Origin of the sequence: Nonomuraea sp. NPDC049141 (genome assembly GCF_040648415.1) — a bacterium.
Classification (GTDB): Bacteria; Actinomycetota; Actinomycetes; order Streptosporangiales; family Streptosporangiaceae; genus Nonomuraea.
Genome location: NZ_JBEZDR010000007.1, coordinates 38,130 through 61,502 on the forward strand (window position 1 = coordinate 38,130; position 23,373 = coordinate 61,502).

The following is a 23,373-nucleotide window of genomic DNA, read 5'->3' on the forward strand; positions in this document are numbered from 1 at the left end:
GGGGGCGCGGGTGCGCCGCAGTGTCTCGACACGCTAAAACGCCAGGCGGGAGGGTTATAAAAGGGTCTAAGCTCTCTTGGCATGGTCGCGACGCTCCTGCACGAGATCCCCTTGCAGGGCGGGGATGTGACAGACGGGGTGGTCCGGGTCGGTGACACCGTGCGCAGGCCGGTGCGCCCGTCGACGCCCGCCGTGCACGCCCTGCTCCGCCACCTGGAAGCCGCCGGGTTCGACGGCGCGCCGCGCGTGGTGGGCGTGGACGGGCTCGGGCGGGAGATCCTCACCTATGTTCCGGGTACGACCGGGCTCGGCCTGGTGACGGTCACCGACGAGGCTCTGGTACGCCTGGCCGAGCTGCTGCGCGACTTCCACGACGCGACGGAGGGCTTCCCGCTGACCCGCGGCGGCTGGGAGGGCGGTTCGAACGACGACGCCGCCCCCGAGGTCATCGGTCACTGCGATATAACCCCCCAAAACGTGATATTTCGTGATGGAAGACCGCGGGCGTTGATCGACTTCGATCTGGCCCGGCCGACGACCCGGCTGTTCGACGTCGTCACGACGCTCAGGCACTGGGCTCCCATCGCCGACCCCGTGGACCTGGCTCCGCTCCAGCGCGGGCTGGACGTAGGGGCGCGGCTCCGCTTGTTCTGCGACGCGTACGGAGTGCCGCCCCGTGATCGCCGACGGCTGCTGGAGCTGGCCAGGCTCCGGTTCCAGCGCTCGTACACGGTCATGCGTGGCCGGGCGGCGGCGGGCGGGAGCTGGGCCAGGATGTGGGCGGGCGGCGCGGGCGAGCGCATCCGCCGGGCGGCCGCCTGGCTGGACAAGCACGAAGATAAGCTCCATGCGCATTTGGTCAGCTAAGTCCCACCCAACCAGGCCGCTGGGCATCGCGTTGGGGGTCGTGCTCGACGCCGTTGTCGGCGATCCGCGCACGGGCCACCCCGTCGCGCTGTTCGGCCGCGCCGCCACCAGGCTGGAACAGGCCCTGTACGGCGATGCCAGGCCGAACGGCGTCGCCCACGTCGTCGTCTGCGCGGGCACGGCCGCGGGCCTCGGCGTGCTGGCCGAGCGGGTGGCGAACCCGGTCGTCCGTACGGCGTTGACGGCCGTCGCCACCTGGGCGGTGCTCGGCGGCACCACGCTGGCCCGCGAGGGCGCCTACCTGGCCGAGGCGCTGGAGGACGACGACCTGACCAGGGCACGCGCCCGGCTGCCGCACCTGTGCGGGCGCGACCCGGCCCGGCTGGAGGCGCCCGAGATCGCCAGGGCCACCGTCGAGTCGCTGGCCGAGAACGCCTCCGACGCCGTCGTGGCCCCTCTCTTCTGGGGCGCTGTGGCGGGCGTCCCCGGGCTGCTGGCCTACCGGGCGATCAACACGCTCGACGCGATGATCGGCCACCACTCGCCGCGTTATGAGCGTTTCGGGTGGGCGGCGGCCAGGCTCGACGACGTGGCCAACTACCTGCCGGCTCGGCTGACGGGTCTGATCACCGTACTGGTGGCCCCGAACCGGGCGCGGGCGCTGGCCGTACTGCGCAGGGACGGCCACCGCCATCCCAGCCCGAACGCGGGCAGGTGCGAGGCCGCGTTCGCCGGGGCGCTCGACCTCACGCTGGGCGGCACGAACGTCTACGGCGGCCGGACCGAGCACCGCCCGACCATGGGCGACGGCCCCAAGCCCGAGGCCGGGGACATCCGGCGCGCGGTACGCCTCACCCGAGCGGTGAGCCTGACCGCCGCCGGCATCGCGGTGCTGGCCGCCTGGGGCCTGCGCCGCCGAGGATGAGGTGCTACGTCAGGCTCTGCAGGTTCGTCACGAACCAGAACGCGATCACCACGACCACGCCCAGCCCGAGCATCACCTTGACCGAGCTGCCCGTGGACTGCCGCCTGATCGGTACGGCCCGCATGGAGTGCCGCCAGGCCTGCCGGGCCGAGACCATCGACTGGAAGCGGCGTCCCGCGACGAACAGGGCTAATGCCACGATAATGAATAAGACGACAACGCGGCTGTCGGACGTGTCCATAGAGCCGCTCCTCCGTAAGTCAAGGAGATGTGCCCCCGCACAAGCTGAAAGCCCCAGAATACTCAGCTGTGCCGCTTTGTGAAGTTGTCAATTCCGAGGGTGCAAGAGCAGGAGAAGGGCGGGCAACCCGGCCAGTGCGGCCATGAGGACGGCGGTCAGCGTCAGGTTCCCGGCCGCCAGGAGCGGGGCGACGGCCGCGGCGCCGAGGGGCGGCGTGGCCTGCATGAGCGTACGGAGCACACTGAACGCGCGGCCGCGCAGGGCGGGCGGGATGAGCTCCATGCGCAGCGACTGGGCCCAGACGGTCATCACCACCCCCGCCGCCCCGATCAGCAGGAAGCCCGCCGCCAGCACCCACCGGTCGGGTACGGCCAGCACCGCCAGGAATCCGGCCGCGGCGACGAGCTGCGCCAGCCCGATGGCCCGCATCCGGCCGGTGTTCGGCTTCCATGATCCAGCCAGGAACCCGCCCGCCAGCTCGCCCACCGACAGGGCGCTCAGCAGCAGCGCCAGCGTGGCCGGTCCGCCGGGCAGCCGGTCCTTGGCCAGCCACGGCCCGGCGACCAGCACCAGGGCGCCCTCGGCGATGTTGAACGCCATGAACGCCAGCGTCGTGCGTACCAGCGCCCGGTCCCGCAGCAGGTGGGCCAGTCGCGGCCGGCCCGTCTCCGCCGTCACGTGCGGCCGCAGCGGGGTGCGGACCAGCAGCGCGGCCACGGCGAAGCACAGGTAGCTGGCCGCGTCGAGCGCGAGCACGTTCACCGCGCCGATGGCGTCGATCAACGTTCCGGCCAGGGCGTAGCCCACGATTCCGGACACGGCGTACGCCAGGGACTCCAGCGCGTTGGCCTTGTCGAGCTCGTCCGGCTCGACGAGGTCCGGGATGGCCGCGGGTACACCGGCCATGGGCACCATCTTGAGCAGGCCGTGCAGGGCGGCCACCACGAACGGCAGCCAGCCCGGCATCCCGCCACCCAGCACCGCCGTCAGCGGCACGGTGGCCACCGCGACCCCTCTGACCAGGCTGTCGGCGGCCAGCACGTGCCGCTTGTCGAAGCGGTCGAGCAGCGGGCCCACGGCCAGCCCGCCGGCCAACACCGGGGCGGTGTAGCAGGCGGCCAGCAGGCTCAGCGCGGCGACGCCGCCGGGGCCGTTGAGCACCAGCCAGGACAGGGCCACCAGCGTCATGCCGTCGCCGACCAGCGAGATGGACGAGCCGATCCACAGCCGGCGGAAGTCCCGCGTGGCCAGAACGGTGAGCGTCATGCCGCGGCCCACAGGTGGTGCAGGGCGTAAGAGCGCCAGGGGCGCCAGCTCGCGGGCGCCTGCCGTACCTGCCGGGTGGGCAGGAAGACGTCGGGGTCGGCGAGCGCGCGCATGCGGATGTAGGCGGCGGTCCGCTCGTCCACACCGGGCACGGTACGCAACTGCCGCTCGGCCGCGTCCCGGTCGGCGCCCGGATCGAGCGTGAGCCGCCCGGTGGCCAACGCCTTCGCGAGCGGGGCGGCCTTGGCCAGCGCCGTCACCGGCGGGAAAAGCCGGATGACGCCACCCGCCGGGCTGCCGAGCGGCTCGCCGAAGCGTTCGACCAGCTCCGCCAGTTCGTCGCCCGGCCCGCACACCGCGCGCACGGCCAGCTCGGCGGGGTCCACGTGACCGGGCGCGCGCAGCCCCGGACGGGCCGCGACCAGCGGGGCGAGCATCGGGTCCGCGCCGAGCACCTCCGCGATCTCGCGCGGGTCGGCGTCCAGGTCGAGCAGCACCCGGCACCGCCGTACGGCGACCGCCAGGTCCCTGACGTCCGCCAGCAGCAGCCCGCACCGCATGTGATCGCCGCCGTCCGTCACGTCCACCACGCCGGTCCCGTACGGCAGACGCAGCGACCTGCGGTAGAAACCGGCCCCACCCTCCTCGACCCCGGGCACGGCCCGCGCGGCCAGGTAGCCGAACAGCGCGTCCGCGTCCAGCGGCGGCCGATAGGCCAGCCGCACCTGGACCCGCACCGCCCGCGAACTCGGCACTCCCGCCGAGCCCAGCACTCTCGGTGAGCCTGACGCGGCCTCCGGGCCCAGCGCGGTCGCTGAGCCCAGCTCAGTCTCCGAGCCCAACGCGGTCGCTAAGCCCAGCGCGGTCGCTGAACCCGGCACAGTCGCTAAGCCCGGCACGGTCGCAGAGCCCGGCCGGTTCCCGCCTTTTCCTGGGACGCGGGACCGCAGCTCGGTCGGGGTCAGACCGTACAGCTGCCTGATCGTCTGGTTGAACTGCCTGATGCTCGCGAACCCGGCCGCGAACGCCACCTCCCCCGCCCCCAGCCCCGTCGACTCCAGCAGGATCCGCGCGGTCTGCGCCCGCTGCGCCCGAGCCAGCGCCTGCGGCCCGGCGCCGAGCTCGGCCAGCAGGAGCCGGTGCAGCTGCCGCTCGCTGTAGCCGAGCCGGGCGGCCAGCCCCGAGACGCCCTCCCTGTCCACCAGCCCGTCGGCGATCAACCGCATCGCCCGCCCGGCCACGTCGGCCCGCAGGTTCCACTCGGGCGAGCCGGGCGCCGCGTCGGGACGGCAGCGCTTGCAGGCCCGATGTCCCGCCTGCTGGGCGGCCGCCGCCGAGGGGTAGAGGCGTAGGTTCTCCGGTTTGGGCATGGCCGCCGGGCAGCTCGGCCGGCAGTAGACGCCCGTGGTGGCCACCCCGACGAAGAACCGCCCGTCGAAGCGCCGGTCGCGGCTCCTGAGCACCGCGTACAGGTTGTCAGCATCCATCACCCGACCCACTGTGACGTGCGCCGGGGCGCGGCGGCTAGCCACGATCGGACGCCAACGGCAACGCCCTACAGGAGCCCGGTACGGCGGGCCAGGGCCGCCGCCTCGACCCGCGAGCCCACGCCGAGCTTGGCCATGATGTTGGACACATGGACCCCCGAGGTCCTGGCCGAGATGAACAGCCGCTCGGCGATCTGCTTGTTGCTCAGCCCCTCGGCCACCAGCTCCAGCACCTCCAGTTCCCGCGCCGACAGCCCGGGATCGGCCGTCAGGCTCACCCTGCCGCTGGCCGCCGCGGCCTCGACCTCGCGCCGCAGCGGCTCCGAACCCAGCCGCCCGGCGATGGCCGCGGCCTCACGCAGCAGTTCGCGCGCCGCCTCGGTGTCCTGTTCGGCCGCTCTGACCAGGGCCTGCCCCAGCGCGTACGGCTGACCGACCGACCGCCACGCGGCCACGGCGGCCGGCCACGAGCCCCCGCACTCGGCCTCGAAGGTCGCCCGGTACGCCTCCTGGACCCGGCCCGTCGTCTCCATGCCAGGAGGCGCCTGCCGTACCCGGCCCGTACGCGCGGCGATCACCAGCAGCGGCCAGGCATAGCGGCGGCTGAGCGTCACGTCGTGCGCGGACAGCACGTGGTCGGCCAGCCGCCCGGCCCGCTCCACATCACCCGCGGCGACGGCGAGCCTGCCTTCGAGCAGGTCAGGCTCCAGGCACGAGTCATAACCGCGCGAACGCCCGCGCATCAGCGGCCTGGCCCGATCCAGCACGCCGGCCGCCTCCTCCAGCGAACCCTCCCAGACCGCCACCGTGCCGAGCACCATCAGCAGCCAGGCTCGGTGGATCGGCGGCGGCTCCAGCGCCAAGGCCGCGTCGATGACCTCGCGCGCCTCCTTCCAGCGACCGAGGGAGGCCAGGGGCTCGGCCAGGTTCGCGGCGATGTGGGCGCCGCGCGAACGGGCCATGCCCATGCGCCTGGCCTGCGCCATGCCCCGGCGCGCGATCGCCTCCGCCCTGATGTGCTCCCCCGCCGCCTCCAGTACATCGGCCTCGCCGGCGTACGCGACCAGCACCGTATCGTCGTCGGGAGCGGCGGCCCGCGCCTCGGCGTGCAACCTCGACGCGGTCGCCAGGTCGCCTTCGAGCGCGGTGAGCGCGGCCAGGGTGACGAGGGACCTGGCGTCGCCGAGCGCCAGCGCGTCCTCGGCGCGGGCACGGGCCTCGGCGTCCTGGCCGTTCCAGGCGAGCGTGTTGGCGAGGGCGCCGATCAGCCGGGCCTCACGCGGCGCCAGCCGTACCGCTTCGCGCAGATCCGCCAGGCCGTCCTCGCCGAGCAGGTCACGGATCGCCACCCGCAGCTCCAGCAGATGCGCGGCCCGCAGCGGATCGCCGCCCACCTCGTCGAGCGCCAGACTCGCCAGCTCCTCGGCCCGCTCGGCGTCACCCACGTGCAGCGCGTCCTTGGCCGCCAACTCCAGCACCGCGGCGTGATCCATGCCATCGCCGCCGTGGTGCCCTTCTGGGTCGGCGTGGTCCCACAGTTCCAGTACGCGGTCCCAGCGGTGTGCCCGCCAGGCCGCCTGGAAGGCGCGGCGTCTGTCGCCCGCCGCGTACCAGTGGTCGGCGGCCAGTTCGGGCCGCGCCTCGGCGCAGCGGATGTGCAGGCGGATGCGCTCGCCCGGCAGCAGGTCGTCATAGACGGCGTCCCGGATCAGCGTGTGCCTGAACACGTAGCCGTCACCATCCACCAGCAGCAGCCGAGCCCGGACGACCGGCCGCAACGCCTCGTCGAGTGCCAGGTCGTCCAGCCCGGCCACGGACCGCAGCACCTCGTGCGGCGTCCTGCTCCCCTCGTACAGCGCCGAACGCGACACCGAAGACGACACGGCGGCGATCCGCAGCACGTCCAGGCTGGCCCGGCCGAGCCGCTCCGCACCGGCGAGCAACAACTCGCGCAGCGAGGCGGGCGTGGTCGGCGTGGCGGTGCCCGCGTCGGCCAGCGCCTCAGCGAACAGCGGATTGCCCTCACTACGCGCCACGATCCGCTCGATGTCGGTACGGGCAAGCCCAGGCACTTGATCGCCGTCGGTGCCGCCCAGCATGCGCGCCACCTCATCGCGACCCAGTGGCGGGACCTTGAGGACCTCGGCCACAGGCAGACGCAGCGGCTCACGCGAGGTCGCGATCACCAGCACGCCGGGCCGCGTCAAGTTACGCAACAGGAACACCAGCAGGTCGCGAGTGGCCTGATCGGCCCAGTGCAGATCCTCCAGCACGAGCACGACGGGCCGCCGCTCCGCCACCCGCTCGACCAGCAGCAGCACCTCTTCGAACAGCCTGGCCCGCCCCAGCTCCGGGTGTTCCTCCAGTTCGCCGAGCTCGGGCAGCAGCCGCGCCAGCCCCATCCGGCCACCGCTGGGGATGAGCTCGGCACCGTACTCCCGGACCAGGCGGCGCAACACCGGCACGAACGGCGCATACGGCATCACACTCGGACCAGCCATCGGCTGAACAGCCGTTCCCGGGTCGGCGCCGCCCTCGGCCACCAGCGCGTCGACGCCGCGCGTGAACTCGCGTACCAGCGACGATTTGCCGATCCCCGCCTCGCCGACGACGAGCACCGCACCTGGCGTCCGCTCCAGGGCGGCCGCCAGCGCGGCAAGCTGCTTCTCACGTCCGACGAACACATTCCCACACTATGAAGAGGTGGCTACGCATCATGCCCGATGTGCCTGAGGCGAGCCTCCGGCACTGTCGGAATTATGCTGACTCACCCAATGTCGTCACCTTCTGGTTCGCTGCTCACCCGCCCGCTGCTCCTGGCCATGGCCGCCGCGGCCAGTGGGCTGCTGGGGTTCTATCTGCTGTTCGCGACCATGCCGCTGTACGCCGCGTGGGGTGGCGCGGGCGAGACCGGCGTGGGCCTGACGACCGGCGCCATGATGCTGTCCACGGTCCTGCTGGAGCTGGCCGTCCCGTGGCTGCTGTCGAGATACGGCTACCGTGCCGTGCTGGCGCTCGGGCTGGTGCTGCTCGGTCTGCCCGCCTTGCTGCTGCCCCTGTCCGCGGGGTTGCCGCTGGTCTTGGGGGTGGCGCTGCTGCGTGGCGGCGGGCTCGGCATCCTGGTCGTCGCGGGCACCGCGCTGGCCGCCGAGCTGGTGCCGGCCGAACGGCGTGGCGAGGGAATGGGCCTGTACGGCGTGGCGGTGGGGGTTCCGTCCGTCATCGGGCTGCCGCTGGGCCTGTGGGCGGCCGGAGCGCTCGGCTTCACCCCGGTGCTCGTCGTGGGCGGCCTGATCCCGCTGGCCGGACTGGTCACGGTGCTCGCGCTGCCTGCCATAGCACCCAACACCGGAAGGACCGGAAACACGGAAAATGCTGGGACGTTCGAGCTGCGTGTCCAGGTGCGGCCCACGCTGATCTTCGCCGCCGTCACGCTGGCCGTCGGCGTGCTGGTGACGTTCCTGCCGTTGGCCGGGTCGCCGGGGCTGGCCTCGGCGGCGCTGCTCGCCCAGTCGCTCGGCACGCCGCTGGCCCGCTGGTGGGCGGGGCGGATCGGGGACGGGCACGGCTCGGAGCGGCTGCTGGTGCCCGGCGTTCTCGTCACCGCCGCCGGGGTCGCGCTCCAGGTCTGGGCCGGCGAGCCGGTCGCGGTGGTGGCGGGGATGGCGTTGTTCGGGGTCGGGTTCGGGGTGCTGCAGAACGCCACGCTGGCGCTGATGCTCGAACGCGGTCCTTCTGGCCCGGTCAGCGCCCTGTGGAACCTCGCCTATGACGCGGGGATGGGCGTGGGCGCGATGGGGTTCGGGCTGTTCATCGGCCACACCGGCTACCCCGTGGGCTTCGCCGTGACCGCCGCGCTGGTCGCCGCCACCCTGCCGCTGGCCCTGAAGCGCACCCGGCCCATGGCGCACCGCTGAACGCGGGTCAGCCGGCCCGCTCGACGCCCACCGTGATCTCGTTGCCCAGCTTGTGCCGGCCCACGAGGTCGAGATCGTCGCCGCTCCAGAACCTGCCCGGGTCGTACCAGTTGGGCCGGCGCCCGCCGGGCAGCAGCCCCATCTCCTCGTACGTGACCGCGACGATCTCGGCGCAGTAGGCGCTCTCCAGCGTGCGCTCCCCCATCCGGCGCCGCAGTTGCGGGACCCGTCCCCTGGCCCAGCGGGCCGCCAGCCGCGCGGTGGAGGGGAACGGCGTGCCGTCGAGCCGGGCCACCGCGCGCAGGGCGGCGTCCTCCATCTCGGGCGTCGCCTCGGGTTCGAGCTGGCGGAGCCAGGCCCGCTGACCGTACCTGTTGGCCCAGACAGTGACCGCGTCGCGCAGGTCGTGGAGTTGCACCCCGCGCTGGTGGGTGCCCGACCAGAGATCGGGCAGCGACCTGCCGAGCTCGGCGTGCCACATCATGGGCGGCAGGTCCTCGACCACGATCGCCATGCCGACATGGTTGATCGGGCTGTTGGTCATCGTCTGGATGGCGCGGTCCGGCACCGAGCGCCCGCGGAAGACCCACACATCGCCGGTCCTGGTCAGGCTCACGGCCTCGTCGAGAGTCAGCACACCGCTAGCCTAGGCACATGCGCTGGTGGAAGATAATCGGACTGGCCGGGGTCGCGGGAGTCGCGGCCACCGGGGTGGCGATCGCGCGGGCCGAACGCCGCCGCCGCGCCTACACCCCGGAGGAAATCAAGGAACGGCTGCGCGACCGCGTCGAGGGAGCGCCGACGTCTGGAGGAGGAGCGACGGGAGCGTAGCGACCAGAGCGACGGGGGAAGACGGCGGCATCAGGCGACCGAGACCGCCTCACGAAGTGAGGCCGTGAACACGAAGGTCAGCCAGCGGGTCGCAAGTCGTAGACGAAGACCACGTCGGGATAGGCCGGGTTGTCGTCGTAGCCCTGGATGCCGCCGAGGTAGGCGCGCTGGTAGTTGACCACCCAGGGCAGCGCGCCGGCCACCCGCTGGTCCAGCACCCGGCTCGTGGCCTGGGCGAAGGCGCGCTGGGCGGCGGCCTTGTCGGTCACCGTGAGCTCGGGCAGCGTGTCGAGCAGCGCGTCCGTCCGCTTGTCCTTCAGGTAGGCCAGGTTGAAGACCGGCGGCTCGGCGCTGTGGAAGACGTTGCCGAACCACGAGTAGCCGTCGGCGTAGTCGGGCCACCAGTACATGACGAAGATGTCCTGGCCGCGCTTCTTGCCGAGCTCCCATTGGGCGTTCCACGGCATCGCCCGCGCCTCCAGCGTGACGTTGAGCGCCTTGAGCGTGGCCTGCAGCCTGGTGACGAGCAGCCGCTCGTCGTTGTCGCCCTCGGCGTAGGTGAGCCGCAGCCGCAGGGGCTTGAGGCCAGGACCGTAGCCCGCGAGCTGGAGCTGCCGCGCGGCCTCCACGAGGTCCTGCTTCGGTACGCGCCCAGGGGTGTGGCCGGGCAGCCCCTCCGGCACGATGCCGCTGGCCGGTGAGGCCGCGCCCTTGAGCGCCCGGATGATGCCCTCGTAGTCGACGGCCTTCTGCACCGCGCGCCGTACCCGCACGTCGGCCATCGGGCCCGCGGCCGTGTTGAACAGCAGCATCGCCGTCTGGAACGACGCCCGGGCGGACGTACGCAGGCCCGGTGTGACCGACGCCCTGGCGAACAGCCGCGGGTTGAGCCGGTCCACGAAGCTCACGTCACCGCGGAGCAGCAGCTTCCAGGCCCGGTCGGCGTCGGGCACGACGCGGTACTCGACCGTGCGGTAGTGAGGCTGGCTCCAGCCGCCCCAGTAGCCGTCGTACGACTTGAGCGTGAGCTCCTTCTCCTTGCCCTTGCGCCAGCTCGCGACCGTGTACGGGCCCGAGCCCGCGTCCCTGCCCGCCTGGAACCACTTGCCGAGGTCGGGAGCGGCCTGGGTGTCGTAGATGTAGGCCGCGTAGCCGGAGGAGGCGACCAGGTCCAGCGGGACCGGGTACTTGAGGGTGAAAGTCACGGTCTCCATGTCGTCGGCCCGGATGGCGGACACCGCGTCCCAGATGTACGACGCCCCGGCCTTGGTCTTGATCGTCCGCTCGATCGACGCCTTCACCGCCGCGGCGTCCAGGGCCCTGCCGGTGTGGAAGGTGACGCCGGACCTGAGGGTGAACGTCCACGTCTTGCCGTCGGCCGACGAGCGCCAGGAGGTGGCCAGCCGGGGGCTGGACTTCTTGGTCACCGGGTTCCAGACGGTCAGCGTCTCGTAGATGTTCTGCAGGGCGATGATCTCGTTGGAGTACGAGTGGCTGGGATCCCAGTCGGAGATCACGTCCAGATTCTGAACGTAGACGAACGGCGACTCGCCGGCCGGTGCCTGCCGTACCACCTCTGGAGGGGTCGAACACGCGGCGATGGAGAGCACCAGCGCGGCGACCGCGGCGATACGACGGCGCAACGCATCTCCCTCTGTGACGGATGTACGCCGAAACTTACTGCACGATGCCTGTCAAAAGTCCAAAAGTCCCGAAAAATTAGCCATTCCAGAGATCGAATTGCTATCCTCTGGGCTTGTCCCGTCCGGGGTTGCCAGCAGGGGACCGACCGGAATGAGGTGCCATGGGTCGTAGCCGAACGATCCGCATGAAGATCATCGGTCTACTGCTGGTTCCGCTTGCCTCGATGGTGGTGCTCTGGGGAGTCATCACCGCCGTCACCGCGAGCGAGAGCCTGGAGCTGCGCCAGTACAAGACGCTCTGGACCAACCTGCGACTGCCCGCGTACAAGCTCATCAACCAGATCCAGCTCGAACGCCTCGCCTCGGTGAAGCTGCTGCGTACGAAGAGCCCGGCCGACCGGTCGGCCACCGCCGCGCAGCGCACCAAGACGGACGCGGCCGACGCGGACTTCAAGAAGCTCTCCAGCACGTCCATGAACGCGTCGGAGACGATCCGGACGCAGGTGGACGCGGTGCTCACGCAGATGGACCGGCTGGACGCGGTCAGGGCCGAGATCGACGCGGGCCTGTCCGACCGGCTGCGCGCGGTCGAGTCCTACAACGCGATGACCGACGCGCTGTTCGGCCTGCACCGGCGGGTGGCGTTCATCGACGACATCCCGATCTATGAGCAGTCGCGCATCGTCATCGACATGGGCTATGCCAAGGAGCTGCTCACCAGGGAGCAGGCCATCGCGGTCGGGCCGACCACGGACGCCGAGCGCAGGCTGTTCACCCAGTGGGTCGGCAACCGGCGCTTCATCATCGACCAGGCGCTCGGCGAGCTCGACCCGCGCCTGCGCGACACGCAGGTGTCGCTGATCACCTCGCCCGCCTACCAGCGGATGCGGCTCATGGAAGACCAGATCATCGCGGGCGCCGCCCCGAAGTCCTGGCTGACCACGGCCGACACGCTGGCCAAGTCGTTCCAGGAAGCCCAGATGCAGGCGAGCACGATGCTCTCCGTGCGGGCGGAGCCGGTGGCCGACTCGGTGCTCAACCGGGCGTTCCTGCTGGCCGGGACCTGTTTCATCCTGGTGATCGTGTCGATCGCGTTCTCGCTGCGGATGGGCACGCGGCTGTCCAAGGAGCTGGGCGCGCTCCGGCTGGCCGCGCTCGAAGTGGCCCGGGAGCGGCTGCCGCAGGTCGTGGCCAAGCTGCGCAAGGGCGAGACGGTCGAGGTGCCGGAGCTGTCGGTGGCGAGCACGACCGCCGAGATCGCCGACGTCGGCCAGGCGTTCTCCATCGTCCAGCAGACGGCCGTGGAGGCCGCGGTCGGGCAGTCGCAGCTCCGCGACGGTGTCGGCTACGTCTTCCGCAACCTGGCCAGGCGCAGCCAGACGCTGCTGCACCGCCAGCGGATCCAGCTTGAGGGCATGCAGCACCGTACGACCGACACCGACGCCCTCGACGACCTGTTCCGCCTCGACCACCTGACCACGCGCATGCGCCGCCACGCCGAGGGCCTGATCATCCTGTCGGGCGCCACCCCGGGCCGCGGCTGGAGCAAGCCCGTGCCGCTGCTCGACGTGGCGCGCGGCGCGGCGGCCGAGGTCGAGGACTACCAGCGGGTCACCGTCGAGCCGATGCCCGGGCAGCGCCTGGCCGGGCCGGTCGTCGGCGACGTGATCCACCTGATCGCCGAGCTCATCGAGAACGCCACCGTCAATTCCCCACCGCACACCACGGTCATCGTGCGCGGCGAGGCGGCGGCCCGCGGCTTCGTCTTCGAGGTGGAGGACCGCGGTCTCGGGATGAGCGAAGAGGAGCTGGCCGACTTCAACGAGCGGCTGGCCAGCCCCCCGGAGTTCGACCTGGCCGACAGTGACCGGCTCGGCCTTTTCGTCGTCTCCCGCCTGGCCGCCAGGCATGACATCCGCGTGACATTACGCGGTTCACCATATGGAGGGACCACCGCGATCGTGTTGATCCCGGCAGAACACGTGAGCGACCCGCCGGCCGAGCCGGAGGACCGCGCCCAGGAGCCCGCCCCTCGCACCATGCGGGTGGTGCCAAGTGAATGACGAGCGGTGGCTGGATGAGGACGCGGGTCCCATCGTCCCCGCGTACTTACTGACCCGAGGCCGTACCGTCCCCGCGAGCGAGGCCATCGACCTCATCGCGGTGATCATCACGGCCGGTGGCCTGGCGCCGCCCGCCGGGCTCGGCCCCGAGCATCTGATCATCATGCAGAAGTGCACGAAGCCGACCCGGCTGGTTGACGTGGCCGCCGAGCTGAACCTGCCCATCGGTGTGGTCAGGGTCCTCTGCGGCGACCTGCACGCGCAGCAGCTCATCCAGGTCGAGCCGCCGCGCGCCGCGCCGGACGCCACGGTGCTGCTGGAGGTGATCAGCGGCCTGAAGGCGCTCTGAGGCGCCTTCAGGCCGCTGATCACGCTCCTGAGCGCCGCCTTACGGCGTCGCGATGGCGACGCGCCGGTTGAGCAGGCCGAACACGGCCGCGAACACCGCGGCCACCGCGCCCGCGACGGCGGCGACACCGAAGACCCACTGGTACCCGAGCACGCCCGGCTGGGCGGCCAGGAGCGCGGCGATGACGGCGCCCGCGGTGCTGCCGCCCACAATGCGCACCAGTGCGTTGACCCCGGCGGCCAGCGCCGTCTTGTCCGGGCTGACGTGCTCGACCGCCATGGTGCCGAGCGCCGCGTAGCCCACGCCGAGCCCGATGCCCAGCAGGGACGTCGCCACGTAGATGTCGCCGCCGGTCCGGTGGGCGAAGACCAGCCAGAGCGCCGCGAGCCCGACGACGCCGCCACCGGCCGCCACCATCGACGAGGCCGAGAACCGGCGCATGAACCGCCCGGCGAACAGCGAGATCACCAGCATGAACAGCGTGCTGGGCAGCAGGTAGAACCCCACCTGCAAGGTCGAGGCGCCCAGACCCGAGGCCGGCGCCTGGGTGAACCCGGACACGCCGGTCATGACGGTGAAGAAGGCGAACCCGAGCAGCATCGAGGCCACCGTAGCGCCGATCGTGCCCCGCTGGACCAGCATCGACATCTGCACCAGCGGCTCGGTCACCCGCCGCTCGACGGCCACCCAGGCCACCGCGCCCACCACCGTGACCGCGAACAGCCCGAGCACCCCCGGCGAGCCCCAGCCCCACGAGCCGCCCTCGCTGATGGCCAGCAGCAACGCGACGAGCCACACGGTCAGCAGGAACGCCCCGGCCAGGTCGGGACGCCCGCCGCCGCCCGGAACCAGGTCGCGCACCAGGAAGGCGACGATCACCGCGGCGACCACCGTGATCGCGGCGGTGATCCAGAACACCGCGTGGTAGTCACCCGAGGCGAGCCCCGCGAGGATCATCCCGCCACCGCTGCCGAAGCCCATCGTGGCGCTGACCACCCCGATCCCGGTGGCCAGTTGCTCCCTGGGCAGCAGGTCACGGACCACACCGATCGACAGTGGCACCAACGCCGCCACGAACCCCTGCAGGACCCGGGCCACCAGCAACATCGGCAGCGAGGTGGCGAGCCCGGCCATGACGGAGCCGATCACCAGGAGCGCCAGCGCGCCGAGGATGATCGCCCGTCTGCCGTACATGTCGCCGAACCTCGACAGCAGCGGCGTGGACACCGCGCCGACCAGCAGGCTGAGTGTGAGCGTCCAGCTCACGGCGGAGAGCGAGGTATGCAGCTCGCGCTGGAGCACGGGAAGCAAGGGAACCACCGCGGTGTTCTGCAAAGCGGCGATGGAGGCCGCGATCGCGAGCGCGACCACCGCGGGCCATGGGCTCTTGTTCGAGGTCTCGTGCCTTGGAGAAGCGACTACTGTCGCCATGACCGCTCCTTTAGATAACTTGGGTAAGTAACCGAGAGACGATAATACATACGTAAGTTAGGTAAGCAAAGCGATGGGCGAAGACCTCAACAAGACCGTGGCGGCCTTCAGACGGTTGGTGACCACCCTCAACCGCGCCAAGACGCACGAGCGGCTGACCGAGGCGGCCGGTGTCCGGCTCGACCGGCCCGACGTGCAGATCCTCGTCTATCTGCTCGACTCGGGCGAGCCGCGCAGGGTGGGCGCGATCGCCGAGGGCCTGCAGGTGGAGAGCCCGCACGTGACCCGGCACGTCTCGTCACTGGAGCAGCGCGGGCTGCTTTCCCGGGTCAAGGACCCCGACGACGGCCGGGCCTGGCGGATCGCGCTCACCGATGAGGGCGCCGCGGCGGCCGCCAGCTGCCGCCGCATCACCACGGAGTGGTTCGACGCCGCGATCTCCGACTGGCCCGATGCCGAGCGGGCCGAGCTGGGGCGGCTGCTGTCCAAACTCTCCGACGACCTGTGCACGCACCTCAATGACCGCTTCGCCGACACCGCCGCCAAGTGACCGTCAGCTGAGCGACATGACGGTCAGCCCAGCACGTCCTCGGCGCGGTGGCAGGCCACCTGACGACCGCCCACGTCCCTGAGCGCGGGCGCCTCCGCGCACTCCGGCGCCGCCAGCGGGCAGCGCAGCCGGAACGGGCAGCCCGTTTCGGCGGGCCGCGCCTCGGTCCTGCCCGTGGTCACGGGCGGTTCGCCCCCGAGCTTCGGTACGGCGTCACGCAGCGCCAGCGTGTACGGGTGCGCGGGCCTGTCCAGGAGGTCGGCCGTCGGGCCCGACTCCACGACGCGGCCCGCGAACAGGACGTGCGAGGTACGGCAGAGCCGGCCGACCACGGCCAGGTTGTGGGTGATGAGCAGGCGTTCGGTGTCGAGGCCGGCCAGCAGGTCGAGGATCCTGGCCTGGACGGTCACGTCGAGCGCGCTGGTGGGCTCGTCGAGGATGAGCAGCCGGGGACCGACCGCGAGCGCCCTGGCGATGACCACGCGCTGCCGCTGGCCACCCGAGAGCTGGTGCGGGCGCCTGGTGGCCAGTTCCGGGGAGAGGCCGACCTGTTCCAGGAGTTCGGGGACGCGGTGCCTGGCGTTCCTCGGCAGGGCTTCGGCTATGGAGCCGCCGACGCGCATCCGGGGGTCGAGGGCTTCGGCTTGGAAGACCGGTTGAACGTCCCTGCGAAACGCCCTCATATCCGCATTTTTCAGGGTTTGTTTGCCGTACCAGATATTTCCGGATGTGGGGGTGAGCAGGCCGAGGAAGGCCCGCGCCAGCGTGGTCTTGCCCGAGCCGCTCTCGCCGATCAGGCCGACGCCGCCCTCGACGAGGTCGAGCGTGACGTCGTGCACGACGGGCGTCCGGCCGTACCCGAGCGTCACCCCCTCCGCCCTGAGCATCGTCACGGCAGCGCCTCCAGCAGCTCACGGGTGTACGGATGGGACGGCGCGGCGAGCACCTCGGCGGCCGGGCCGCTCTCCACGACGGCGCCGTCCTTCATGACCAGCACCCGGTCGGCGATCGTGGAGACCAGGGCCAGGTCGTGGGAGACCAGCAGCAGGGCCAGGCCGCGTTCCGCGCGCAGCCGCCGCAGCACGCCGACGACCTCGGCCTGCACGGTCACGTCGAGCGCGCTGGTGGGCTCGTCGGCCAGGATCACCTCGGCGCCGAGCGCGATGGCCAGCGCGATCGCGAACCGCTGCGCCTGGCCGCCCGAGATCTCGTGCGGATAGCGGCGCAGGATGCCCGGGTCGAGCATGACCGCCTCGACGGCCTCCACCATGACCCGGTCGGCGCTCAGGCCGTGCAGCTTCAGCGCGCGGCGCATCAGGGTGCCCAGACGGGTCGTGGGGCTCAGCGCGGCCTGGGGTGACTGCATCACGAGCGCCACCCGGGCGCCCCGGATCTCGCGGAGCCGCCGTTCCGGCGCTTGGAGCACCTCGACTCCACAGACCCGGATATTTCCGGATACGTGGGCGCCTTCGGTGAGGCCCAGCAGCGAGAGCAGCGTGGTCGACTTGCCCGACCCGCTCTCCCCCACGATCGCCACGCACTCCCCTTCACGCACGTCCAGCTCGGGCACGTCGGCGACCAGCCGCTCGCCGTACCGCACCTGAAGATCCCTGACCTCGATCACTTCACGACCCTTCGTGGGTCGAGGGCGTTGCGCAGCCCCTCCCCCAGTACGTTGAAGGCGAAGGCCGTGACCAGGATCGCCAGCCCGGGGAAGGTCACGACCCACCAGTTCGTGGTGAACAGCGTCTGCCCCTGCTCCACCATCAGCCCCCACTCCGCCGTCGGCTCCTGCGCGCCGAGGCCCAGGTACGACAGCGCGGCGGCGGTGAGGATCACCCCGCCCGCGTCGAGGGAGATCTGGACCAGGACGGGGGTGAGCGAGTTCGGCAGGACGTGCCTCAGGATGATCATGGGCGCGGGCACGCCCAGGCAGCGGGCGGCGTCCACGTAACTCCGGGTGGAGATGGAGGCCGCCACGGAGGCGGCCAGCCGGGCGTACCAGGGCCACCAGGTCACCGCGATGGCCACGATCGCGGTCGTCACGCTGGGCTCCAGCACCACGGCCAGGGCCAGCGACAGCAGCAGCGCGGGGAAGGCCAGGAAGACGTCGGTGACGCGCATGATGACGTCCCGCAGCCAGCCGCCCGCGTAGCCCGCCACCACGCCCAGCGTGACGCCCACGGCCGCCGACATCGCCAGCACGGCCACGGCGATGGTCAGCGAGGTCCGCCCGCCGTACAGGACCTGGGTGAGCACGTCGCGCCCGACCTTGTCGGTCCCGAACCAGTGCGTGCCGCTCGGCGGGAGCAGGCTGTGGACGGGATCGAGCCGGTCCACGGGGTACGGCGCGAGCCACGGCGCCAGGGCCGCGGCCAGCAGGATGAGCACGATGAGCACCGCACCCGCGGCGGCGAACCGGTCGGTGACCTTCGGCAGCGTTCGGCGCAGCCGCACCGGCTCCTCGGCCACCCGCGTCTCGGTCATCGGGCCCTCGCTCTCGGGTCGACCACGCCCTGGAGGAGGTCCACGATCAGGTTGGCCAGCACGTAGACCATGGCGACCAGCAGCGTGACGCCCGCGATGGCCGGAGTGTCACGGCTGGAGATCGACTGGACGGCGTAGCGGCCCAGCCCCGGCCAGTTGAACACCGCCTCGACCAGGAACCCGTTCACGATCGCGTACGCGAAGACCAGGGCGATCAGGGACAGCACCGGGTTCAGCGCGGGCCGCAGCGCGAACCTGGTCAGGATCGACGTCTCCCCGAAGCCGAGCGCCCGCTCCAGCCGGGCGTGGTCCTGACCGGACTCCTCGATGAGCGCAGCCCTGGTCATCTGCGCGATCACGCCCGTCGGGTAGGCCGCCACGACCAGGGCGGGCAGCACCAGGTGTTCGAGCGTGCTGGTGAGGATCGGCCAGTTGCCGGTGATGAGCGCGTCGACGAGGGTGATGTTGGTCCAGAGCGTCAGGGGGCTGGTGGTGTCGAGCGTGGAGTCGTACTCGCCGGCGATCGGGAACCAGCCGAGGTTGCTGGCGAACACCGTCTGCAGGGCCAGGGCCAGCCAGAACACCGGCACCGAGACAGCCAGCATGCTGGTGATCCGCACCCCAAAGTCCGGAAATTTCGTCTTATAGCGGGCGGCGAGCACGCCGACCGGAATGCCCACCGCGATCGCGATGAGCAGCGCCGTGCCGACCAGCTCCAGCGAGGCGGGGAAGGCGAGCAGCAGATCGTCGCGGACCGGCTGCCGGGTACGCAGGCTGGTGCCCCAGTCGCCCGTCACCAGGTCCCTGACGTAGTTCCAGAGCTGCACCGGGATCGCGTCGTCCAGCCCGAACCGCAGCCGGGCCGCCGCGAGCTCCTCGGGAGTCGCCTTCGGCCCGGCGAACGCGACCGCCGGATCGCCGGGTACCAGCCGCATGACGGCGAACGTGAGCACGATCACGCCGGCCACGACCAGGACGGCCTGGCCGAGGCGGCGGACCAGATAGCGCGGCATGGGTCAGCTTGCGGGCTTGAGATCGTAGAAGAAGACCACGTTGGGATAGGCCGGGTTGTCGACGTACCCCTGCACGTCCGCCGTCAGCGCGCGCTGGTAGGTCTGCACGTACGGCACCGCCACCGCGGCCTGATCCTGGATGATCTGCTTCTGCAGGGTCGCGTACGACTGCTCGGCGGCGAACCTGTCGGTGGCCGTGAGCTGCGGCAGCGCGTCGATCTCCTTGTCGATCTCGGCGTTCTTCAGATAGGAGAGGTTGAACTGCGGCTTGTCCGCGCTCCTGAACACGTTGAGGAACCACGAGTACGCGTCGGCGTAGTCGGGATACCAGTACATGACGAAGATGTCCTGACCCTGCTTCTTGCCCTGGTCCCACTGCGCGTTCCAGGCCATCGGCTTGGCCTCCAGACGCACGTTGAGCTCCTTCAGCGCCGAGCTGAGCAGCGTGACCAGCAGCTTCTGGTCCTCGTCACCCTGGGCGTAGGTCATCTTCAGCTTCAGCTCGGGCAGGTCGCGGCCGTAGCCCGCCTCGGCGAGCAGTTCCTGCGCCTTGGGCAGGTCCTGCTTGGGCTCCAGGTTGGCGGTGTAGCCGATGAGGCCCTGCGGCACCAGGCCGGTGCTCTTCCTGCCCGCGCCCTTCAGCGCCGCGATGAGGCCGTCGTAGTCGAGCGCGAGCTGGAGCGCCTGCCGGATCCTGACGTCCTTCATCGGACCCGTGGCGGTGTTGAACAGCAGCAGGAGGTTCTGGAAGGACGGTGTCTGCGAGGTCCGCACGCTCTGGGTCGTGCCCGCCTGCTCGAAGAGCTGCGGGTTGAGGCGCTCGACGAAGTTCACCTCGCCCTTCTGCAGCAACTGCCAGGCGGTGGTGATCTCGGGGGTGACCCGGAAGGCGATCTTCTTGTACTGCTCGGGCTTCCAGCCGCCCCAGTAGTCCTCGTACGCCTTCAGCGTGAGCTCGGTCTCCTTGCCCTTCTGCCAGCTGTCGATGGTGTACGGGCCGGTGCCGGCGTCGGTCTTGCCGTCCTTGAGCTTGTCGGCGGCGGCCGTGTCATAGATGTAGGCGGCGTAGCCGGAGGAGGCGATCAGGTCGAGCGGCGCCGCGTACTTGAGGGTGAACTTCAGCGTCGCCGGGTCGGGCGTCTCGATCGTCTTGACCGAGCCCCAGATGTAGGCGGCGCCCGCGTTCATCTTGATCGTGCGCTCGATGGCCTTCTTGGCCGCCTCGGCGTCCACGCTGGCGCCGGTGTGGAACTTCACGCCCTGGCGCAGCTTGAACGTCCACTGCTTGCCGCCCTCGGCCGACGTCCACTCGGTGGCCAGACGCGGCTCGGGCTTCTGCGACTGGGTGTTGTACCTGGTCAAGCCCTCGTAGATGTTGGACATGGCGATGATCTCGTTGGAGTACGAGGTCGCCGGGTCCCAGTCCGTCACCACGTCGAGGTTGGGCGCGTAGACGAAGGTGGCGTCGTTGGCCTTGGCGGCGGGGACGGCGGAGTCGCTCGTCGTGGCGCTCGGCTTCGGGCTTCGATCCGCACCGCGCACCTGGCCGCCCGCGCACGCGGATGCGGTCATGGCCACGGCACCGGCGACCCCGGCGACGAGCAGACGCTTGTGCCAGCGCATGGGTGGGGAGTCCTTTCGATCTGTCACCGGGAGAGAGGTCCGGCGGCTTTGACGTGTACCCGCACCGCGGGCTCGGAGAGGTAGCTCAGCGGCACCTCGAGCAGGTCGACGATCTCCACTCCGGCCGGATCCGCGCCTGCGGCCACGGCACGAGCCGCCGCTTCCTCCTTGGCTCTTTCGATCGCCTTTGACCGGCTTTCGCCCGCCGGCAAGATCGTATCCACTCTGCCGCTCGCGAGGGCGATCGCTGCGCCGACGGCGTTGGCCACCTCGGCGTGTTCCGGGCGGACGACGCGGCTCACGCCGGGGATCTCGGCGGGCAGCAGGAACGCGCCGCCACCCACCGCCACCAGCGGACGGTCGGCCCGGCCGAGCGCCATCCGGTCCACGGCGTCGATCACCGTCGCGTCGGCGACGGCCAGTGCCCTTTGCAGAGTGTCGCCGAAAGTTTCCGACATGTTCGCCGCGGCCGCTTCCAGCCGTTCGCGCCAGCCGGCCGCGTCCGCCGGGACACGGCCGCCCGCCACGGCGGCGTCGGTGAGCGTCATCGTGGAGCCGCCGAACACCAGCGCCTCCTCCGCGATCCGGTAGCCCACCGAGTCCGGCCCCACCGTCCCACCGGCGGCCCGGATCACGGTGCCGCCGCCCAGTGCGATGGCCAGGATGTCCGGCATCCGGAAGTTCGTCAGCACCCCGCCGATCTCCACCGCCGCCGCCGACTCCCTCGGGAACCCACCGGCCAGCACGCCCAGGTCCGTGGAGGTGCCGCCCACGTCGGCCACGATCGCGTCGCGCACCCCTGACAGGAAGGCGGCCCCGCGCAGCGAGTTCGCCGGTCCTGAGCCGATCGTGGACACCGGCAGCCGCGCGGCGTGCGCCACCGTCATCAGCGTGCCGTCGTTCTGGGCGAGGTACGGCCGCGCGCCCAGCCCCCGTTCGGCCAGCGCCGCCACCAGGGCGTCGGTCACGTGCGCCGCCACGCCGTACAGGGCGGCGTTGAGCACGGTCGCGTTCTCCCGCTCCAGCAGCCCGAGGGAGCCGATCTCGTGGCTCACCGAGACGGACAGCCCGTACTCGTTCCCGACCAGCTCCTCGACGACCCGCTCCTGGTCGGCGCTGGCCGGGCTGAACACGCCGGTCACCGCCACGGCGTCGGCCCGCACGCCGTCCAGGAACCGGCGGATCGCGCCGAGGTCGAGCGGGCTGATCTCGCGGCCGTCGACGTAGTGGCCGCCGGGCACGATGGCCTCGCCCGCGGACACGGCCTTGCGCAGGTCGTCCGGCCAGTCGGAGAGCGGCGGCACCGAGGTGGTCGCGGGCGCGCCGAGCCGCAGCACCGCCACCCGGCCGAGGTTCCTGCGCTCCAGGATCGCGTTGGTCGCGTGCGTGGTGCCCAGCATGACCCGGGTGATCCGGTCCCACGCGGCCACCTCGGCGAGCACCGCGTCCAGCGCCGCCCGCAGCCCCGCGGTCACGTCCGGCGTCGTCGGCCGTTTGGCCTTGGCGACCACCCGGTCGGCGGCGTCCAGGACGACGGCGTCCGTGTTCGTGCCGCCGACATCGATCCCGATCCGCAACGCGCCCTCAGCCACGCGGCTCCCCCTTCACCAGCTCCTCGATGGGCACGTACTCCAGGTCGTAGCCGAACGCGCGCGGCCCCGCCGTCTCCAGCCCTTTGGGCGTCCGCCAGAGCGGGTCGCACGGCCAGGCGAGCACCGTGACGCGCTGGCCGTACCGCAGGCCCTCGGTCTGGACGGCGGCGGCCGTCTCGGTGTCGACCACGGTGATCAGGTCCGGCACCATGGCTCTGGGCCGGCCGTTCTCGACGGCGACGAGGTTCTCGTTCTGGAGCTCCAGCGTGAGCGTGCGGCCCCGGTCGTCACCGGTGCCCTCGATCGTGGCCGTGCCCCTGACGAACCCGCCGGTCGTACGTCGTTCGACGTCCGTCAACTTGCCGGTGATCAGCCGGGCCGCGCCGAGCCGTTCCGCCAGCGCGCGCAGCGGCTCCGCCGCGCCCTCGGTGGCGCGGCCGATGGCCAGCGCGCGGGTGACCGTACCCTCGATGACCGCGCCGCGCGCCTGCGCGGCGGTGAGCACGTAGTCGGCCATCAGGGCGGTCGAGCCCGCCGCCACGCAGACGGCGCGGGCCAGCCGCTCCGACCAGAGGCCGTCGACGGGGCGGATCGTCACGACGTTCCCCACGACGTCGGACATGACGACGAGGTCGGCGGGCAGCCCCGCCACGTACATCGACACCATCTGCACTTCGGGGAACGCCCGGCCCATGGCGTCGGCGTCCAGCAGCGGCAGGCCGAGCTGGGCGGCCCAGGCGACGGGCGCGACACCGTTCGACCCGCCGATCTCCGACGACATGACCGCGGCCGGCGGGCGGCCGAAGATCCGCTCGATCTCCTCCGCGATCCGCTTGGCCTCGTCCTCACTGTGGATCATCTCGTGGCTGACGGTCGGCGCGCCGATGCCGGACAGCGGCACGACCAGCGCGTCACCGGGCAGCTCCGCCAGCTCCACGAGCGGCACCGGCCCGTACGTCTGGATCGCCCGGATCGCCGCCAGCGACCCGGTCCGCACGTCTCCTCCGCCTCCGGTGCCCAGCACGGCACATCCCCGGGCGAGGGCGGGAATGTCGCTGATGTCGATACTCATATGGCGACACAACCAA

The 23,373-nt window shown here is 71.5% G+C and carries 21 protein-coding genes; 7 read left to right on the top strand and 14 right to left on the bottom strand.

The window, feature by feature from the left end; translation table 11 throughout:
• The first annotated feature begins 81 nt into the window (after positions 1 to 81).
• Both AB0B91_RS21770 and AB0B91_RS21775 read left to right on the top strand, forming a co-directional pair.
• Entirely contained in the window at positions 82 to 867 is a 786-nt protein-coding gene (locus tag AB0B91_RS21770) for an aminoglycoside phosphotransferase family protein (RefSeq protein WP_358322288.1), read from the top strand.
• On the top strand, positions 848 to 1,792 hold the full coding sequence (locus AB0B91_RS21775; protein WP_358322291.1) for a cobalamin biosynthesis protein: 945 nt from the start codon (positions 848 to 850) through the stop codon (positions 1,790 to 1,792). Before AB0B91_RS21770 ends, AB0B91_RS21775 begins: the two co-directional genes overlap by 20 nt.
• Positions 1,793 to 1,796: 4 nt before the next feature.
• Here the strand turns inward: AB0B91_RS21775 and AB0B91_RS21780 are convergent, their stop codons facing one another.
• The 4 genes from AB0B91_RS21780 to AB0B91_RS21795 all read right to left on the bottom strand — a co-directional run bounded on the left by AB0B91_RS21780 (position 1,797) and on the right by AB0B91_RS21795 (position 7,470).
• On the bottom strand, positions 1,797 to 1,991 hold the full coding sequence (locus AB0B91_RS21780; protein WP_358322294.1) for a hypothetical protein: 195 nt from the start codon (positions 1,989 to 1,991) through the stop codon (positions 1,797 to 1,799).
• A 129-nt stretch (positions 1,992 to 2,120) separates the two neighbouring features.
• The gene (locus AB0B91_RS21785; protein ID WP_358322297.1) at positions 2,121 to 3,299 is read right to left on the bottom strand and encodes an MFS transporter; all 1,179 of its coding nucleotides are present in this window, start codon (positions 3,297 to 3,299) and stop codon (positions 2,121 to 2,123) included.
• A complete protein-coding gene (locus AB0B91_RS21790) occupies positions 3,296 to 4,786 on the bottom strand; it encodes an AlkA N-terminal domain-containing protein (protein ID WP_358323545.1) in 1,491 nt (496 codons plus the stop codon). The genes AB0B91_RS21785 and AB0B91_RS21790 overlap by 4 nt, the downstream gene beginning before the upstream one ends.
• A gap of 68 nt (positions 4,787 to 4,854) precedes the next feature.
• Positions 4,855 to 7,470 (bottom strand): AAA family ATPase, encoded by a 2,616-nt coding sequence (locus tag AB0B91_RS21795; RefSeq protein WP_358322300.1) that lies wholly within the window; start codon positions 7,468 to 7,470, stop codon positions 4,855 to 4,857.
• A gap of 90 nt (positions 7,471 to 7,560) precedes the next feature.
• Between AB0B91_RS21795 and AB0B91_RS21800 the strand changes: the two genes are divergently transcribed.
• The gene (locus tag AB0B91_RS21800; protein ID WP_358322303.1) at positions 7,561 to 8,703 is read left to right on the top strand and encodes an MFS transporter; all 1,143 of its coding nucleotides are present in this window, start codon (positions 7,561 to 7,563) and stop codon (positions 8,701 to 8,703) included.
• Between the two features lie 7 nt (positions 8,704 to 8,710).
• Here the strand turns inward: AB0B91_RS21800 and AB0B91_RS21805 are convergent, their stop codons facing one another.
• Entirely contained in the window at positions 8,711 to 9,337 is a 627-nt protein-coding gene (locus tag AB0B91_RS21805) for a hypothetical protein (protein ID WP_358323547.1), read from the bottom strand.
• A 20-nt stretch (positions 9,338 to 9,357) separates the two neighbouring features.
• Between AB0B91_RS21805 and AB0B91_RS21810 the strand changes: the two genes are divergently transcribed.
• Positions 9,358 to 9,534: a hypothetical protein gene (locus tag AB0B91_RS21810; protein WP_358323609.1), complete on the top strand. Its 177-nt coding sequence runs from the start codon at positions 9,358 to 9,360 to the stop codon at positions 9,532 to 9,534.
• Between the two features lie 77 nt (positions 9,535 to 9,611).
• Here AB0B91_RS21810 and AB0B91_RS21815 read toward each other — a convergent pair whose 3' ends face one another.
• Positions 9,612 to 11,177 (bottom strand): ABC transporter substrate-binding protein, encoded by a 1,566-nt coding sequence (locus AB0B91_RS21815; protein ID WP_358322306.1) that lies wholly within the window; start codon positions 11,175 to 11,177, stop codon positions 9,612 to 9,614.
• Positions 11,178 to 11,338: 161 nt separating this feature from the next.
• Between AB0B91_RS21815 and AB0B91_RS21820 the strand changes: the two genes are divergently transcribed.
• Both AB0B91_RS21820 and AB0B91_RS21825 read left to right on the top strand, forming a co-directional pair.
• Positions 11,339 to 13,240, top strand: coding sequence for a nitrate- and nitrite sensing domain-containing protein (locus AB0B91_RS21820; protein ID WP_358322309.1), 1,902 nt, complete (start codon positions 11,339 to 11,341; stop codon positions 13,238 to 13,240).
• Positions 13,233 to 13,589, top strand: coding sequence for a DUF742 domain-containing protein (locus tag AB0B91_RS21825; protein WP_358322312.1), 357 nt, complete (start codon positions 13,233 to 13,235; stop codon positions 13,587 to 13,589). The genes AB0B91_RS21820 and AB0B91_RS21825 overlap by 8 nt, the downstream gene beginning before the upstream one ends.
• 39 nt (positions 13,590 to 13,628) lie before the next feature.
• On the opposite strand, the gene AB0B91_RS21830 is transcribed toward AB0B91_RS21825, so the two are convergent.
• Positions 13,629 to 15,020: an MFS transporter gene (locus AB0B91_RS21830; RefSeq protein ID WP_358322315.1), complete on the bottom strand. Its 1,392-nt coding sequence runs from the start codon at positions 15,018 to 15,020 to the stop codon at positions 13,629 to 13,631.
• Positions 15,021 to 15,093: 73 nt separating this feature from the next.
• On the opposite strand from AB0B91_RS21830, the gene AB0B91_RS21835 reads away from it, so the two are divergent.
• Positions 15,094 to 15,570, top strand: a complete 477-nt coding sequence (locus tag AB0B91_RS21835; protein WP_358322318.1) for a MarR family transcriptional regulator — start codon at positions 15,094 to 15,096, stop codon at positions 15,568 to 15,570.
• A 23-nt stretch (positions 15,571 to 15,593) separates the two neighbouring features.
• On the opposite strand, the gene AB0B91_RS21840 is transcribed toward AB0B91_RS21835, so the two are convergent.
• The 7 genes from AB0B91_RS21840 to AB0B91_RS21870 are packed head-to-tail and all read right to left on the bottom strand — an operon-like array spanning position 15,594 to position 23,357.
• Positions 15,594 to 16,457 (bottom strand): oligopeptide/dipeptide ABC transporter ATP-binding protein, encoded by an 864-nt coding sequence (locus tag AB0B91_RS21840; RefSeq protein ID WP_358323550.1) that lies wholly within the window; start codon positions 16,455 to 16,457, stop codon positions 15,594 to 15,596.
• Positions 16,458 to 16,459: 2 nt separating this feature from the next.
• The gene (locus AB0B91_RS21845; protein ID WP_358322321.1) at positions 16,460 to 17,194 is read right to left on the bottom strand and encodes an ABC transporter ATP-binding protein; all 735 of its coding nucleotides are present in this window, start codon (positions 17,192 to 17,194) and stop codon (positions 16,460 to 16,462) included.
• Complete coding sequence (locus AB0B91_RS21850; protein ID WP_358322324.1) at positions 17,191 to 18,057, bottom strand: ABC transporter permease; 867 nt, start codon at positions 18,055 to 18,057, stop codon at positions 17,191 to 17,193. Before AB0B91_RS21850 ends, AB0B91_RS21845 begins: the two co-directional genes overlap by 4 nt.
• A complete protein-coding gene (locus AB0B91_RS21855; RefSeq protein WP_358322327.1) occupies positions 18,054 to 19,070 on the bottom strand; it encodes an ABC transporter permease in 1,017 nt (338 codons plus the stop codon). The genes AB0B91_RS21850 and AB0B91_RS21855 overlap by 4 nt, the downstream gene beginning before the upstream one ends.
• A gap of 3 nt (positions 19,071 to 19,073) precedes the next feature.
• Positions 19,074 to 20,693 carry an ABC transporter substrate-binding protein gene (locus AB0B91_RS21860; RefSeq protein ID WP_358322330.1) on the bottom strand — a complete coding sequence of 540 codons (1,620 nt, stop codon included), beginning with the start codon at positions 20,691 to 20,693 and terminating at the stop codon, positions 19,074 to 19,076.
• A 23-nt stretch (positions 20,694 to 20,716) separates the two neighbouring features.
• Positions 20,717 to 22,285 carry a hydantoinase/oxoprolinase family protein gene (locus AB0B91_RS21865; protein WP_358322332.1) on the bottom strand — a complete coding sequence of 523 codons (1,569 nt, stop codon included), beginning with the start codon at positions 22,283 to 22,285 and terminating at the stop codon, positions 20,717 to 20,719.
• A complete protein-coding gene (locus AB0B91_RS21870) occupies positions 22,278 to 23,357 on the bottom strand; it encodes a DUF917 domain-containing protein (protein WP_358322335.1) in 1,080 nt (359 codons plus the stop codon). Before AB0B91_RS21870 ends, AB0B91_RS21865 begins: the two co-directional genes overlap by 8 nt.
• Positions 23,358 to 23,373 lie beyond the last annotated feature (16 nt).

Excerpts from the sequence above, each read along its gene's own strand:
- AB0B91_RS21810 (WP_358323609.1), top strand. The coding sequence starts at position 9,358 with ATGCGCTGGTGGAAGATAATCGGACTGGCCGGGGTCGCGGGAGTCGCG.
- AB0B91_RS21785 (WP_358322297.1), bottom strand. The coding sequence starts at position 3,299 with ATGACGCTCACCGTTCTGGCCACGCGGGACTTCCGCCGGCTGTGGATC.
- AB0B91_RS21855 (WP_358322327.1), bottom strand. The coding sequence starts at position 19,070 with ATGCCGCGCTATCTGGTCCGCCGCCTCGGCCAGGCCGTCCTGGTCGTG.
- AB0B91_RS21830 (WP_358322315.1), bottom strand. The coding sequence starts at position 15,020 with ATGGCGACAGTAGTCGCTTCTCCAAGGCACGAGACCTCGAACAAGAGC.
- AB0B91_RS21800 (WP_358322303.1), top strand. The coding sequence starts at position 7,561 with ATGTCGTCACCTTCTGGTTCGCTGCTCACCCGCCCGCTGCTCCTGGCC.
- AB0B91_RS21860 (WP_358322330.1), bottom strand. The coding sequence starts at position 20,693 with ATGCGCTGGCACAAGCGTCTGCTCGTCGCCGGGGTCGCCGGTGCCGTG.
- AB0B91_RS21790 (WP_358323545.1), bottom strand. The coding sequence starts at position 4,786 with ATGGATGCTGACAACCTGTACGCGGTGCTCAGGAGCCGCGACCGGCGC.
- AB0B91_RS21835 (WP_358322318.1), top strand. The coding sequence starts at position 15,094 with ATGGGCGAAGACCTCAACAAGACCGTGGCGGCCTTCAGACGGTTGGTG.
- AB0B91_RS21850 (WP_358322324.1), bottom strand. The coding sequence starts at position 18,057 with ATGACCGAGACGCGGGTGGCCGAGGAGCCGGTGCGGCTGCGCCGAACG.
- AB0B91_RS21870 (WP_358322335.1), bottom strand. The coding sequence starts at position 23,357 with ATGAGTATCGACATCAGCGACATTCCCGCCCTCGCCCGGGGATGTGCC.
- AB0B91_RS21840 (WP_358323550.1), bottom strand. The coding sequence starts at position 16,457 with ATGCTCAGGGCGGAGGGGGTGACGCTCGGGTACGGCCGGACGCCCGTC.
- AB0B91_RS21770 (WP_358322288.1), top strand. The coding sequence starts at position 82 with ATGGTCGCGACGCTCCTGCACGAGATCCCCTTGCAGGGCGGGGATGTG.
- AB0B91_RS21775 (WP_358322291.1), top strand. The coding sequence starts at position 848 with ATGCGCATTTGGTCAGCTAAGTCCCACCCAACCAGGCCGCTGGGCATC.
- AB0B91_RS21820 (WP_358322309.1), top strand. The coding sequence starts at position 11,339 with ATGGGTCGTAGCCGAACGATCCGCATGAAGATCATCGGTCTACTGCTG.